14 protein-coding genes are annotated in these 12706 nt (G+C 41.9%); 2 read left to right on the top strand and 12 right to left on the bottom strand.

Annotation, left to right across the window (positions count from 1 at the left end):
- Positions 1 to 53: 53 nt before the first annotated feature.
- From DWW86_RS04810 to DWW86_RS04760, 12 genes are all read right to left on the bottom strand, one after another.
- A complete protein-coding gene (locus tag DWW86_RS04810) occupies positions 54 to 2465 on the bottom strand; it encodes a protein translocase subunit SecDF (protein WP_072523220.1) in 2412 nt (803 codons plus the stop codon).
- Between the two features lie 24 nt (positions 2466 to 2489).
- Entirely contained in the window at positions 2490 to 3848 is a 1359-nt protein-coding gene (gene scfB, locus DWW86_RS04805; RefSeq protein ID WP_072523480.1) for a thioether cross-link-forming SCIFF peptide maturase, read from the bottom strand.
- Between the two features lie 131 nt (positions 3849 to 3979).
- The gene (scfA, locus tag DWW86_RS04800; RefSeq protein ID WP_015541285.1) at positions 3980 to 4120 is read right to left on the bottom strand and encodes a six-cysteine ranthipeptide SCIFF; all 141 of its coding nucleotides are present in this window, start codon (positions 4118 to 4120) and stop codon (positions 3980 to 3982) included.
- 73 nt (positions 4121 to 4193) lie between these two features.
- Entirely contained in the window at positions 4194 to 4544 is a 351-nt protein-coding gene (locus tag DWW86_RS04795) for a TIGR04086 family membrane protein (protein WP_083585565.1), read from the bottom strand.
- Positions 4545 to 4607: 63 nt separating this feature from the next.
- The gene (locus tag DWW86_RS04790) at positions 4608 to 6152 is read right to left on the bottom strand and encodes a hypothetical protein (protein ID WP_117942431.1); all 1545 of its coding nucleotides are present in this window, start codon (positions 6150 to 6152) and stop codon (positions 4608 to 4610) included.
- Between the two features lie 245 nt (positions 6153 to 6397).
- Positions 6398 to 6982 (bottom strand): YdcF family protein, encoded by a 585-nt coding sequence (locus DWW86_RS04785; protein WP_072523218.1) that lies wholly within the window; start codon positions 6980 to 6982, stop codon positions 6398 to 6400.
- Between the two features lie 25 nt (positions 6983 to 7007).
- Positions 7008 to 7772 (bottom strand): N-acetylmuramoyl-L-alanine amidase, encoded by a 765-nt coding sequence (locus DWW86_RS04780; protein WP_117942430.1) that lies wholly within the window; start codon positions 7770 to 7772, stop codon positions 7008 to 7010.
- A gap of 94 nt (positions 7773 to 7866) precedes the next feature.
- Complete coding sequence (locus DWW86_RS04775; protein ID WP_072523216.1) at positions 7867 to 8793, bottom strand: DUF5688 family protein; 927 nt, start codon at positions 8791 to 8793, stop codon at positions 7867 to 7869.
- A gap of 213 nt (positions 8794 to 9006) precedes the next feature.
- On the bottom strand, positions 9007 to 9483 hold the full coding sequence (locus tag DWW86_RS04770; RefSeq protein WP_117942429.1) for a low molecular weight protein-tyrosine-phosphatase: 477 nt from the start codon (positions 9481 to 9483) through the stop codon (positions 9007 to 9009).
- Between the two features lie 163 nt (positions 9484 to 9646).
- Positions 9647 to 10366, bottom strand: a complete 720-nt coding sequence (locus DWW86_RS17535) for a site-specific integrase (RefSeq protein ID WP_015541221.1) — start codon at positions 10364 to 10366, stop codon at positions 9647 to 9649.
- Between the two features lie 14 nt (positions 10367 to 10380).
- Positions 10381 to 10854, bottom strand: coding sequence for an integrase DNA-binding domain-containing protein (locus DWW86_RS17530; protein ID WP_118041671.1), 474 nt, complete (start codon positions 10852 to 10854; stop codon positions 10381 to 10383).
- Positions 10855 to 10932: 78 nt separating this feature from the next.
- Positions 10933 to 11139, bottom strand: a complete 207-nt coding sequence (locus DWW86_RS04760; RefSeq protein ID WP_015541219.1) for an excisionase — start codon at positions 11137 to 11139, stop codon at positions 10933 to 10935.
- 229 nt (positions 11140 to 11368) lie between these two features.
- Between DWW86_RS04760 and DWW86_RS04755 the strand changes: the two genes are divergently transcribed.
- Together DWW86_RS04755 and DWW86_RS04745 are read left to right on the top strand one after the other, a co-directional pair.
- On the top strand, positions 11369 to 11575 hold the full coding sequence (locus DWW86_RS04755) for a type II toxin-antitoxin system HicB family antitoxin (protein WP_015541218.1): 207 nt from the start codon (positions 11369 to 11371) through the stop codon (positions 11573 to 11575).
- A 423-nt stretch (positions 11576 to 11998) separates the two neighbouring features.
- Positions 11999 to 12658 carry a Crp/Fnr family transcriptional regulator gene (locus tag DWW86_RS04745; protein ID WP_235816134.1) on the top strand — a complete coding sequence of 220 codons (660 nt, stop codon included), beginning with the start codon at positions 11999 to 12001 and terminating at the stop codon, positions 12656 to 12658.
- The last annotated feature ends 48 nt before the right edge of the window (positions 12659 to 12706 follow it).

Raw genomic sequence — 12706 nt, 5'->3', positions numbered from 1 at the left:
GAACAATTCCCGGGGCAAATATCTGTCCCGGGAACCTGATTTCTTTTATTTCATTATTTGGACTTTTCTTCACCAGAAGCATTTTCTTTCGCTGCTGCTTCCTGCGCTGCAAGTCTTTCCGCTACTCTTTTACGGTTTTTCTTCTTTGGCTGTGTTGGATCCTTTTTGGCCGGCTGGCTGTTCTGCTTACCAGAGTTATTCTGTTTTGCAGAGGAAGCAGCTGTCTTTGCTGCAATCGCAGCCTGTGGAACCGGTTTTCTGTAATAACGTTTCATTACCAGCCACAAAGCACCTGTGATGCAGACAGAAGAATATGCACCGCAAATAACGCCTACCATAAGAGGTGCTGCAAATTCACGAATGGAAGATACACCCAGAATGTACAGAACTGCTACCATAACAAATGTGGTAAAGGAAGTGTACATACTTCTTGTAAGTGTCTGTGTGATACTTTCATTAACGATCTCATCAAGTTTTGCTCTGCTGCCCTTCGTATTCTCACGGATACGGTCGAAGATGACGATCGTCGCGTTGATAGAATAACCTACAATCGTAAGCATGCAGGCGATGAAGGTATTACCTACGGAAATTCTGGAGATTCCATAGAACGCAAATACAACCAGAACGTCATGCAGTAATGCGAGTACCGCACTGCTTGCAAAACGAATATCCTTGAAACGGAACCAGATATAAACAAGCATACAGAGTGTAGCAACAATTACAGCGACAACCGCATCTCTTCTCATTTCAGAACTTACTGTGGAAGAAATACTCTCTGTCGCGATCAGAGATTCATCTACGTCGAACTTGTCAACCAGTGCCTGATCCAGTTTTTCACGTTCTGCCTGAGAAAGAGTACGTGTTTTGATCACTACCTGATTTGTTCCGACAACCTTTGTAGGCTGTACGTTCTTATCTCCAGTAACTTCCTCTACAACAGGAGTTACTTCAGAATCAATCTGCTTGATATCCATATCTTCGTTGAATGTTACAGTTGTTGCTGTACCACCTGAGAAATCAAGCGCATAGTTTAATGCTGTTCCATCTACATTATGATGAATAAGCATTGCAACCGGACCACTCAGAATCAGAACGATGGAAATAATAAAGAAAACTTTACGTTTACCAACGATGTTGAATATTTTACGCTGTTTTGCACGGCCGTAGAATTTTTCATCGTGGAAGCCAACTGCATAAAGTGCATTCATTACAAATCTGGAAACAACCAGAGCTGTGAACATGGAGACAACGATACCAAGTGCCAGTGTATAAGCAAAGCCCTTAACAGTACCGGAACCAAGCCACATCAGTACCAGTGATGCGATCAGGGTTGTAATGTTTCCATCGAAGATTGCACTGAACGCTTTGGAGAATCCTGACTTGATAGAAGCTCTTACAGAATTTCCTGCTGCAATTTCTTCCTGAATACGAGCATAAATAATAACGTTTGCATCGACCGCCATACCAATACCAAGAATGATACCTGCGATACCCGGAAGAGTCAGTGTAATGTCAAATGCATTTAATGTGATCAGTACGATTGCCGTATACAGAATCAGTGCCACACCGGCAACGACGCCCGGCAGACGGTACATAATGATCATAAAGATAATTACGATGATCAGACCGATCAGACCTGCCATTACACTTGTGGAAATTGCTTCTTCACCAAGCTGTGCAGCAACAACGCTGGAACGAAGCTCTTCAAGCTCGATGCTCAGAGAACCGATACGGATATAGGAAGCAAGGTTCTGTGCTTCTTCTACATCAGCCATACCTGTGATCTGCGCCTGTCCACCTGTGATTGCTTCATTTACCTTCGGTGCACTTAAAATCTGGTTATCATAAACGATTGCGATCTGTTTGCCGACGTTTGCCTCTGTTGCATCTGCAAATTTTGTCTTACCCTCATCGGTAAGTGTCAGGCTTACGGCATATTCTCTGGAACTGTTTTTGTCAGACTGGAATGCACCACCCTGCGCATCCTTCACGTCTGTACCTTCCAGAACGACAGATCCTGCTTCACGGATCTCGTCAAGACTTCTTGCAAGTACATAACCGCTTCCTGTGCTGGTAAAGTTTGCATTGCCGTCGTCATCTTCTGCTGTGATAAAGCACAGGGAACCTGGTTTACCAAGGTCATTCAGGATTGCATCAGCATCTGTAACACCCGGGATTTCAACAGCGATACGGTCGTTTCCTTCTTTGTACACCTGCGCTTCAGTACTGTACTGTTCCACACGCTTCTGGAGCTTATATACAGTATCTGACATGTCTTCAGCACTCGGGTTACTGTCTTTTGCCTGATAAGTGATACTGACACCACCAGACAGATCCAGACCGGTCTTAATATTCGTCGCTGAACCGGTTCCGGTAGGTCCGATGCCTACTCCGGCCGTGTAACACAGAAAGACTGTGATAATGGCGGTCAGAAGCAGTACAACGATTGCTCTGTTTTTCTTCATTGTTCTTTCCCTTCTTACATTATTTTATTCCGCTAACGCGGCCTTTATCATGATTGCGCACTCCACTCTCTTACGCTGAAGTTCGCATCCGATACCATAATTGCCATTAATATCTTTCTGGAAATGATATGCATTGGCAGCACAGCCACCACTGCAGTAAAATCTTGCAAAACAATCCTTACAAGCTTCTTTTGTGTAAACGTTGCATTTACCGAACTGATCACGGATCTCCGGTCTGGTGATTCCCTCATCCACATTTCCCATAAGGAACTGTTCTTCACCAACAAACTGATGGCACGGATAAAAATCACCCCACGGTGTTACAGCCAGATATTCGGTACCTGAGCCACATCCGGACAGACGTTTGTAAACACATGGACCACCTGTAAGATCGATCATAAAGTGGAAGAAATTGAATCCCTTGCCGGCTTTTTCCCTGGCTATCATTTCTTTTGCCAGTGCATCATATTCTTCCTTAATCTGCGGAATGTCTTCTTCTCTGATTGCATACTCCTCTGTATCAGCAGCCACAACCGGCTCTACAGAGATCTGTTTGAATCCGAGATCTGCAAGATGCAGAACATCCTTTGAAAAATCAAGATTGTGATGGGTAAAGGTACCACGCACATAATACTTGTCCTGATTTCTGGATTCTGCAAATTTCTGGAATTTCGGAATAATCAGATCGTAGCTTCCTGCACCTTTACGGAATGGTCTCATGTAGTCATGAACCTCTTTACGTCCATCTACACTGAGAACAACATTTCCCATTTCTTTGTTGCAGAATTCCATAACTTCGTCATTGAGAAGTACACCGTTTGTTGTCAGTGTAAAACGGAATTTCTTATTGTGCAGCTTCTCCTGCTCTCTTCCGTATGCCACCAGATCCTTGACAACCTGCCAGTTCATCAGCGGCTCTCCTCCGAAGAAATCGACTTCCAGATTCTTTCTGGAACCCGAATTCGCAATCAGGAAATCAAGTGCTTTCTTTCCTACTTCAAAAGACATCAGCGCTCTTCTTCCATGATATTCGCCTTCCTCGGCAAAGCAGTATCGACAGGCCAGATTACAGTCGTGGGCAATGTGCAGGCACAGCGCTTTGACTACTGTCTGTCGATTTTCAGTAAATTCTTCTATTATATTTTCGTATACATCTCTGGTAAACAGCATACCCTGCTCTTTCAGCTTCTCACATTCAGAAACGGAAGTACGGATATCAGCTTCCGGATACTGATCCTTCAGTCTGTCTACGATCTCCTGCTCTGATAGTCCCTCCTCCATAAAAGGAAGTACTTCATATGTCACAAGATCTACCAGATGAATGCACCCACTGTTAATATCCAGAACAATGTTGTAACCGTTGCTCTGGTATCTATGTATCAGACTCATCTTTCTGAAAATCCTTTCCTGTATCTTTTTCTTTACGTTATCAGAGCATTACAAAGTAATTTCCTGTAACGTAAGAATAAGCAGCGGATTTCACTCCGCTGCTTAACTGATTGTTCTGAACCTGCTTATTTGTTCTCGCAGCTCTGATTTCCTACAGTACAGGAAGTTTTGCATGCTGACTGGCAAGATGTCTGACATTCACCGCAGCCGCCTTTTTTCACTGTGTTCTGCAGATTTTTTGTATTTAATGTTTTGATATGTTCCATTATATATCCCTCCTTATGTATAATTATCTGGAGACAGTATAGCATAAAACTGCCCTAAATAAAAGCCTTTTTTTCACGAGAGCATGCCGCCCAGCGTGCCGCCTCCCAGACACATAAAAAACGTCGTAATCGCATGCTGTGTACTCATATCCCATCGTCTCTGCACGATAAATGAAACGACCATAAGCAGTACAAAATAACACAGTCCTACCAGAAAACCCCACTTATATTTATTTTGACGCATGAGTTTTCCAGACAAAAAGCCGCCCGCCAGACAGGAAACTACATAAATCACAAGAATTCCAACCGTCACGGTTCCCTGCCCGATATCGAGCTTAAATACCATCAGTGCAAGAAGCAGAAGACATATTCCCGATAATGCATATGCCAGAAGTAAAGATCTCAAGATTGTTTTTATCTGCATAAAAAGCCCTCCCATACTGAAATATATGGAGGGCTTTTTCTTCATATGTACAAAATCGGAAATTTACTTTCTCTTCTTAAGGTATACAAGTACTGCTACAATTACTGCTGCCGCGATTCCGATAATCACAAACGGAAGTATCGGTGTGCTGTCTCCTGTAGATACTGCCTTTACAGAGCGGCTTCCGCTCTGTGCGCCCTGGTCTGAAGTCGAATTATCTGTACCCGACTGATCGGCTGATGACTGTACAGAAGTTCCTGAAGTACTGCTATTCGCAGCGGTCGTTGTGGATGACGAAGCTGTTGTCGGGCTTACTGTCGTAGAAGCTGTAGTTGTTGTTCCGGAAGAATAGCTTCCGTCCTCGATTTCTTCACCTACCAGAGTCTTGCTTCCGGCGATTCCAAACGGACTGAATGAATGTGTGCTGAATACCATAGTACTTCCATCCACACTCGGAACGATCGTCTCCATAGCGCCGCTGTCCAGAAGATGCTCTATTGTATAGTCATATCCTGCTTTGACCGGAACAGTCACGCTGATATATTCACCGTCCGGAATCTCATATTCTGTATTATTTTTCAAATCCCAAAGCTCAAATTCGTAAGATTTAAACAGATTTGCCTCTGCTTCATTACTGAATTCATAATTTTCGCCGCTTGCTGCACGAAACTGTACATACCATGGGAGATTGATTCCTGATACAGAAATACCGTTGCAGGTATGATTTGTCGCTGCAAGTTCAATCTTTTCTTCGTCGGATGGTTCTTCCTCTGCCACCGTCTGCGCACGCTGATCCGGAACAATCTCCTTTTCCGTGCCATCGAAAATGTTGTCTTTATCGGCTTCCGGTGTCTCTGTAACATCTGGTGTAGCTGTAACATCCGGTGTCGCTGTCGTTTCTGGTGTTTCCGTCACTTCCGGATTCTCTGCATCATCCGGTGCAGCTGTAACTTCTGGTGTTTCTGTCGCATCTGCGGAATCTTTTTTCTCAGTGTCAGTTGAAACGTCTTTATTGTCAGGTGTTTCTGCTGTATCCTGAGCCTTGTCCACTGTATCAGCTGCATCAATATCTCCACCAGCTGTATCTGGTGTATACTGATCTTTTGCCTCTGATTCGTCTTTTACCTCACCATTATCTGATATTTCTGTACTTCCCGGTGTCTCTGTCGTCGTATCTTCACCGTTTTCTCCTGTATTTCCATTCTCCTGTGTTTCCTGAGAATCCTGATTCTCATAACCGTTATCTGTATAATCTGTATCTTTGCTGAAACTGCTGACAACTACTGTCACGCTGCTGTAAATCGTATCCGACTGTCCGTCCCATCCAGAAAATTTCGCAAGGTCTGATGCCTTGTACGGACGAAAAACCACATCATATGACTGTACTCTCTTAGTTGGAACACTGGAGCTGTCCACCCATGACAATGTGCCATAATCACTTTTCGGAAGAGAAATTTCAGAAAGAGGAACCGGCTGTTCTACTGTAACATTATCAGGAATCAGGCTGCTGACCTCAACTTCCGCCGTACTTCCTGCCATAACCGGAACATAAGTAAACTGACCTGTTATAAGTGTCGCTGTAAGTGCCGCTACAGCAAAAAACTGCATATTCTTCCTCTTTTTCATCATAATCTATACACCTCAATCTATTTAAACATGAATTAACGTCTGCTTTAGTCTATTTATAATGGATGTTTTTACTTTTTTATGAAATACATCCTCAATCAATATATTGTATTTTTATCTTTTCGTAAATCTTTTGTAACAAAATCTTTTATTTTACGACACAGACATTATAGCACAGTTCTACTTTTTTCGACACCCCAAAATTATTTTTTTTATATTCCCACAGATTACATCATTAGTGAGAATTGCGTGACGATTCTCTGTACTTCTCCCAAAACAGATTGAATACCTTCCTCGGAGTTCATCCAATTTTCTTTCGTAACTCCATCAACACAACATGGGCATACCCGAAATTCTACTTCCGGATATGCCCTCTGATAATACATCAGTGATCTTCTTGCATGATAATTTTTGCAGCATAATAGTGCTTTTTTTATTTCTATTTCTGCTTTGTCCGTAACTTCACGGGAGAATCTGGCATTTTCCCATGTGAAGGTTGCCTGATCTTCCTTAAGAATTACTTCGTCCGGAACATGATTTTTTATTAAAACATCTTTTAAAAAATCCCATTCCGTCCGGTAATTGCCGTTATAACGCTCCTGTCCCGATAATACTCCGCCAAACTTGCCGACAGTGATACTGTATTTTCCACTCGGAAGAACAAACGACGCATAATTTTCCCCATAAAGTGCTGCCGCCTTCTCCGCCATCTGAGAATAACCATTCCCCGGAATAAAAATGATATCCGCTTTTTCCGGTTCATCTTCAGCAAAAATAAATTCACTGATCTGCTCTATAAATCTGTGGTACATATAGTCTTTCTCCTTTGTGTGCTATTTATTTTGTTACAATCACTGTACTGTAGCCGTCATCCCGCAGCCGCTGTTCCATATTAATGGCATTGCCAATCTGCTGAAAAGCACCTACCTGAACTTTGTACAGATCATTTTCATATAGAAGGAATGCCGGATAACCCACGTCATTCAGCTGATACAGCATACGATCTGCATTTTCCCTGTTGCGGTACGCACCGGTCTGCACCCGATAATAAACCGGTGCCTCTATTGTTTCTTCTGAAAGCGTTCCGAGAATCGCTCCGGCTATAGCTTCGGCAATCTCATTTTTCTTTTCATCGTATAATTTGTTATCTTCATCAGAATTCAGAAAGCCGGTTTCAATCAGAAGCGCCGGCATCCGTGTACGCCGAAGCACTACAAGTCCCGGTCGCTCCTTTACTCCTATTTCCCGAAATCCAAGTTCTCCAAGCGCACCAACGATATTCTGCGCCATCTCATATTTTAGTCCGCTTTTATCATATACAAGGACTTCCACACCCTGATATTGATTATCTTCCGGACTGCTGTTCCGGTGAAACGAAATAAAATAATCAGCGCCCGACTGATTTGCAATGCGTGCCTTCTCAAATGGAGTCTGATAGACATCTTCGGTTCTAGTATATACCACATCCACGCCGTTGTCTTCAAGGATTTTGCCGACAGCATGCGTCAGAGCAAGATTATCATCCTTTTCTTTTCTTTCCTTATATATAGCTCCCGGATCCGTACCCCCGTGCCCGGCATCCAATACTATCTTATATGCCACTACTGCTCTCCTGACTGCTTTTTAATTAGTATATGCAGACGGCATGAAAAGTTTTCCCTGTATACAGGGGCCGGATAATCCACGGATATGGACCTCAACAGTATGTAAACCGTCCGGTCTCACGGTTATAATGGTACACATAATATGTCAGAAAATCTTCGTCCGGAGTCGTGTCGCGCACTGTATCTGCCAAAACTCTTTTCAGATCTTTAGGATCCGCTGTTTTTTCACTATGGATCATCACCTCGTGAATACTTGTAAATACCATATAAAATCCACCATCCAGCAAATCACTCAGGCGCTGCGCTACACCCGGCAGGAACACCGCAACAGCTCCATTAGTACGCGTTGCAGTACTCAGACAATTCCCGATTGCACTCTTCTTTAACGGCTCGTCAAATAACAGATTCATGAAATTTTCGCCTTCATAATCCATATTGCAGATCAGTTTTTCCCAACAATAGATCCTCGGTGGTGAAATAAAATATGTATTCAGCAACGCATCATTAAACGCCATCTGTTCATCTTTATCCCACTTTTCAAAAATATGCTGTTTAATCTTTACACTGGTGCTGCATCCATCCAATTCTCCCATTCGGGCATAAAGAACCAGAGCAATGTCCCCGATTGTACGGAAAATTGCGTCGTCTAATTCAGCTCTGTTTTTCTCGACATTCAGAAGACGGATAAACAGATCATCTTTAATCTTTTCATAATCTTCCAGGTCTTTGCTCTTTTCAAAACATTCTGATCTGACAATAGCATCCAGCCGATGCATGATCTCCTGCACAATCCGCTCCATCGTGGCGCCATTCTGATGCCATTCATATAGATCTGCCACATAAAGTGCACAGACTTCATACACACCCTCCCGCTGCCGATTCTTCAAAAGCAGGCGGTCTCCATCTGTAGGCGGATATTCCTCTGCTGTCTTGTAACAGATCATCTCCTCCTGGTATCCCGTCGCTTTAAGAAGTCTTTCACGAAGGTTGTTTACAAAAGTCTCATAATTCTTTTCCATATAGATTTCCTCTTCTTTCTGAATATTCGGGCGACATGCCCATGAAGTATAGATTGGAATAAAAAGAGGAAGCAGACGCTCCCTCTAAGAGTTGCTATGCATTGAGCATACAGCATATTTGACTTTCTGTAAACAAAATTCGTTCGACATATTCCGTGCTCTGCGTAGGTTTCACGCAAAAGCTCGACAAGCCATTGTCTGAAAGTGTTGTTTTTACAGCTTTCCTTCCTGTTCAAGAAATGTCAGAAAACCTTCGCATCCTCTGACAATGTCAGAATAAGTCGTGGTGAAATCACCGGTATACCACGGATCAGCAATGTTGCCGTGACTCCCGGCGTAATCCAACAGAAGGCTGACCTTTCCCTCCTGATCACTGCCGAGAATTCGAAGCATATTTCTGCGGTTCCGCTCTTCCATACCAATCAGGTAATCGTATTTGTCATAATCGGTCCTCTGAAGCTGCACCGCACATTTTCCCTCACATGATATTCCATGTTTTGCAAGTTCCCGCTTCGCCGGCAGATACACCGGATTGCCGATTCCATTCCAGATTTCCTCCGTGCTCGTCGCCGCAGAAGCGACGTAAAATTTGTCGGCCATGCCGCGACTAGCAAGCATATCCTTAAAGATAAATTCGGCCATGGGTGAACGGCAGATATTCCCATGGCATACGAAAAGTACTTTTATCATTGTTGACTTATACTCCTTTATGCTGACTTATGCGGATTTATGCCGATTTTACAAGCATTTCCGGATTTTTGTGTTTCTGGTGTAATTCTGCATAACTCCTCATATCTCTTCATATCTCTGTCGTCAATCATGTTAAATTGAAAACTCTTAACATTACACATTTTTAGCGACTTCCAGCCATTTTAAGAACTTCATCTTTAGCGTCGTCGTATTTGATATGAGTATATGTATTGAGTGTAACCCCGATATCAGAATGTCCCATCAGGTACTGCAGTGTTTTTGGATTCATGCCGGCACGCGCCTGATTGCTACAGTAGGTGTGTCGACATACATGAGGCGTGATCTTTGGAAGCTGCGCTTTATAAATACTGTTATATTTTTCGACAGCGTGTTGAAAATACTTCTCCCAGTGCAATGCCACCAACGGCATTTTGTTTTTATCCAAAAACAGGAATCCCCTGTAGCCATCGATAACCGGCTCAACCTTGTATTTTTTACGCTGCTCCAAAATAATTTTGAAGCATTCATAAACTTCAGACGTCATCGGGATCTGCCTGGTTCCGGCATTAGTCTTTGGGCTTTCTATTCCGTATTTCATATCAGACCATCTCATAAGCTGATGGTCAATATTAATTTTGCCTTCCTTCATATTCAGATCTTTTACCGTCAATCCGCAAAATTCCGAAATACGCATGCCGGTATGGAACAGAATATAAAATGCCTCATAATACCTGCTGAAATGCTCATCTTCCTTTACAAAGTTTAAGAATTTCCGCATTTGGTCTACAGTGATTGCTTCTCTGGTTACGGAATCATTTACCAACACTACTGATACCTGAAACTCAAACGGATTTCTTAAAATGAGATCATCTTCAAGCGCCATCTGGAAAGCAGGTCTTAATACACCCCGGATGATATATGAATCGTACTGTAACTCTTCCCATCCTCCTGCTGCAATTTGATGAGAAATAGCTTTGCATCAGATACCTTCACTTTGCTAATTTCCATCTGTGCAAACTTCTCTTTCTTCAAGACATTTAACACTGTCTGGTGTCCTGCTTTTGTAGTCTTTTTTACACTTAAATCTTTGATTGCAAGATATCTTTCCACCAGTTCAAGAACTGTCATTTTTTCAGGATTAACGCCCTGTAAGTTTTGTAACTGCAGTTCTTTTTCTCTCTCGCGCAGTGCTACGCATTCCCTTTTTCCTGCCGGTAACCGGTCATTCTTTTCCAATTTCCAGGAATACAAATTTTTCTGTTTACCGCCGACGTAATAGAAATATCGATAACGTCCGTCCGACATTTGACTTTCGCCGTTTTGCAAAATCCTTCCTTTACTATCACGTCTTTTTGTGCTAACCTTTTTCATATACAAACTACCCTTTCATATAAAAAGGGCACCAGTAAAATTATAATATCATACTGGTGTCCTTTTGTCATCACGCTCTCAAATCGAATTTACTTCATTCAGCCATTCAGAAAATCTCTCACGTTTGAATAACAACTTGACACCGTTATATATCACAATACCGGTATCACGATTATCATCTGCAATCTGCTGCAGTTTTCTTTCGCCAATCCCAAAATACTGAGCAGCCTCTGAAAGGGTAAGTGCATATTTTTTCCAGAGCGGGACTTCATTCTTTGTAATCATATTAATACCTCCATTTTCTTCAAAATCTTTTTATCGGTATTAATATGTGATTTTTTATGAAAAACAGGAAAAAATCAGATAGTGTCTTGTAATCTCTCCATTTTTTTCGTATTTTATCTGTTTTTCTTCTGTTTTTAATCATTTGCCTAACAAATAATAATCCATTCTATTTTCAATTCTAAATTTTATGCTATACTGTTTATAGTTTAATTTGTTTGGAGGGATTTTGATGAATTATTGTATAGTGATGAAATATTCCGCAAAAGAAAATTGCTATATTGTGACCGTTCCAGATCTGCTAGGATGTATGGCGGATGGAAGGACGCCTAACGAGGCATTTGAAAATGTGAAAAATGTGATCAGTGAATGGATAGAAACGGCCAGGGCAGCAAGCAGGAAAATCCCAGAAACATCATTCGGGATAGAGAATTTTTAAGGGGCAGCAGTTTAACTACTCTGATTACATCGAACCTGGCATTCAAAATTGAAAGCTCATCACCATAAACTAATTAAAAGCAATTTTATATGTTGTCGCAAACGATATTTTACCCCTTACCATATTTAAAGTGGTCCCCTGCATATTCATCAAACCAGCGGATATATTGGGTTCCCACATCACGAGTCGGATTTTTTTGCCGATCCAGCATAACCCGGCCATATCGATAATGTTTAACAATTTCCGGGAAAGCAATACCTCCGCAAATCTCTGGCAAAGTCAATGCCAGTGCAGACTGCCATCGTCTATCTACAACAGTCATGTATTATAATCAGTATATTTTTATTTATGGCATATGTCAATTATATGATTGACGCATCTTAAAAAAGCAAGTATACTATGTTCGTAAAGGAGATAACTGTTATGAACTTCGAAAATCATTTTCCACTATGGAGTGACTTAAATACAGCACAGAAAAAACTAATTTCAGACAATTTAATCACACAGGTTGTTAAAAAAGGAACGATCATTCACAACGGAAACCTGGACTGTACTGGATTATTACTGGTTAAATCTGGGCAGCTTCGAACCTACATACTTTCAGATGAAGGACGGGAGATTACACTTTACCGTCTGTTCGATATGGATATGTGTCTTTTATCCGCCTCATGTATCATGCGGTCCATCCAATTTGAAGTAACCATTGAAGCTGAAAAAGATACTGATCTTTGGATTATCCCTGCTGAAATCTATAAGGGCATCATGAAGGATTCTGCTCCTGTCGCAAACTATACCAATGAGTTAATGGCTACCCGTTTTTCTGATGTCATGTGGCTGATTGAACAAATCATGTGGAAGAGTTTGGATAAGCGTGTTGCTTCATTTCTTTTAGAAGAGACCTCTATCGAAGGAACAAATGAATTAAAGATCACTCACGAAACCATCGCCAACCATCTTGGTTCCCACAGGGAAGTTATCACTCGAATGCTCCGATACTTTCAAAGCGAAGGACTCGTCAAACTCTCCCGCGGTAAAATCACAATCCTTGATTCGAAAAGACTGGAAACACTACAAAGATCATAAAACTGTTTTTCTATAACATTTAAAGAATCCTCCATTTATCAGAATTAT

This window comes from Ruminococcus sp. AF17-22AC, assembly GCF_003460065.1.
In the GTDB taxonomy this organism is placed as follows: domain Bacteria; phylum Bacillota; class Clostridia; order Lachnospirales; family Lachnospiraceae; genus Blautia_A.
Note: the sequence above shows the minus strand (reverse complement) of the source record. Positions and strands in the feature narration are given on the sequence as shown.

What these genes read in the sequence shown, in the direction of transcription:
- DWW86_RS04755 (WP_015541218.1), top strand. Translation starts at nt 11,369, where the DNA reads ATGAATTATTGTATAGTGATGAAATATTCCGCAAAAGAAAATTGCTAT.
- scfA (WP_015541285.1), bottom strand. Translation starts at nt 4,120, where the DNA reads ATGGAACATATCAAAACATTAAATACAAAAAATCTGCAGAACACAGTG.
- DWW86_RS04810 (WP_072523220.1), bottom strand. Translation starts at nt 2,465, where the DNA reads ATGAAGAAAAACAGAGCAATCGTTGTACTGCTTCTGACCGCCATTATC.
- DWW86_RS04785 (WP_072523218.1), bottom strand. Translation starts at nt 6,982, where the DNA reads ATGTACCACAGATTTATAGAGCAGATCAGTGAATTTATTTTTGCTGAA.
- DWW86_RS04795 (WP_083585565.1), bottom strand. Translation starts at nt 4,544, where the DNA reads ATGCAGATAAAAACAATCTTGAGATCTTTACTTCTGGCATATGCATTA.
- DWW86_RS17530 (WP_118041671.1), bottom strand. Translation starts at nt 10,854, where the DNA reads ATGAAAAAGGTTAGCACAAAAAGACGTGATAGTAAAGGAAGGATTTTG.
- DWW86_RS04745 (WP_235816134.1), top strand. Translation starts at nt 11,999, where the DNA reads ATGAACTTCGAAAATCATTTTCCACTATGGAGTGACTTAAATACAGCA.
- DWW86_RS04790 (WP_117942431.1), bottom strand. Translation starts at nt 6,152, where the DNA reads ATGCAGTTTTTTGCTGTAGCGGCACTTACAGCGACACTTATAACAGGT.
- DWW86_RS04770 (WP_117942429.1), bottom strand. Translation starts at nt 9,483, where the DNA reads ATGATAAAAGTACTTTTCGTATGCCATGGGAATATCTGCCGTTCACCC.
- DWW86_RS04760 (WP_015541219.1), bottom strand. Translation starts at nt 11,139, where the DNA reads ATGATTACAAAGAATGAAGTCCCGCTCTGGAAAAAATATGCACTTACC.
- DWW86_RS04775 (WP_072523216.1), bottom strand. Translation starts at nt 8,793, where the DNA reads ATGGAAAAGAATTATGAGACTTTTGTAAACAACCTTCGTGAAAGACTT.
- DWW86_RS17535 (WP_015541221.1), bottom strand. Translation starts at nt 10,366, where the DNA reads ATGGCGCTTGAAGATGATCTCATTTTAAGAAATCCGTTTGAGTTTCAG.